At 69.0% G+C, this 1,355-nt stretch carries 1 pseudogene; it reads right to left on the bottom strand.

Features of this window, described 5'->3' with window-relative positions:
• Positions 1 to 1,355: pseudogene (locus I004_RS36530) on the bottom strand (hypothetical protein); the annotation flags it as partial.

The raw sequence follows: 1,355 nt of genomic DNA, 5'->3' as shown, positions 1-1,355 counted from the left end.
TTCCTCAGCTATCAGCCGCCGCGCGATGACCCGCCCACGATCACGGAGATTCAAGCCCAGATACCGGCCCCCGAGCTCCGCGGCAAGCTTCGCGTCCTCCGCAACCACGGTCGCCAACTCCACCGAGACCTCGCCATTCGAGACGGACTCGCGGACCCAGCGGAGCACAGCCCCCCGCAGGAACTGAGCATCATCCTTTGACAGGTGTTCGGTGTGACCCAGCGGTTGCCCCGCACCAGAACCCACGGACGAGACCGCCGGACCCCCCGCGGACGCCGAGACGTCGCCCGCCTCCGGCGAAGCGGAGTTCCGGGGCTCGGGACCGTCGACGACGCCGGTCTGCTCGCCCTCAGGCGTCGCTCGGGATTGCGGGTCGCGGATCAGCTCGTGGGCGAGCTTGGTCGCGGGGATGTGACTGCCGCGCAGATACTCCGCGGCGATAAGATCGACAACTTCCTCGACGCGAGGAACGACGCCCCACGGGTTCTCGTCCGGCGCCACCTGATGGATGCGGTTCCCCACCAGTTTTCGCGCCCTGTCGAGCGCCTCCGCCCGCCGATCGGCGGACAGCGACGGGTCGTTGAGCTTGCGACGGGCCTCCTCGTGGTCGAAACGCCGCGCCCTCGGGCCCTCCGCGCGGGCGGGAGCAGGCGCCGACGCCGCCCCGGCACCCGCTCCGTTTCCAGCGTCGCGCCCCTTCTGGGGCCCGGCCTCGGGCTCAGGGGCGTGTACGGCCTGGTCGGCCGGCCGGTCCGGCTGGTGACTTTGCGGCTCGCTCTGCGTCTCCGGGGGTGCCTCGCTCTGCGACTGGTGCGAGGGCTCCGAAGTCTGCGAGGTCTGCGTCGGGCTTGGCTGCTCCGACGGCGAGGGGTCCTCGATGGGTTCGGGTGCCTGGAGTTGCGTAGCGCTGCCGTTGCCCGGGTTCAGGTGGAACGCGCCGTCTCCACCGGAGTCTTGCCCACCCGAGTCGCTGGAGTGCCCTTGGATGTCCTTGAAGGTGGCGGGACGTTCGTATCCGGCCCCCTTCTTGTGTTGCGGCTGAGGCGCGCCTGCAAAACCTGCCGGCCCGGGGCGGCTGTCCTTGTACTCCTGCAGACGCTCATTCGTGCCATACGGATCGTTCTGCGGCCCGCCGAGGAACTGCGCATCCTCCTCCACAAATTCAGGCGCCTTCGACCCCGCATTTCCAACACCTACGGACCCATCGCCCTCAGCCTTGGCCTTTGCGTCGGCCCTCTCCTCGGCACGCTTGTCCAAGGACTCCTTCGTGCCAAAGGAATCCTTCAGCTCCCCCCCAAGACGCCGCTCAGACTCAGCCTCCCCCTCGGTCCCAGCCTTCGCCTTCCCCTCGGTCT

The sequence above is a fragment of the Streptomyces sp. TAA486 genome, from assembly GCF_000426165.1.
The sequence above is the reverse complement of the archived record's forward strand: the minus strand, read 5'-3'. Positions and strand labels throughout refer to the sequence as shown.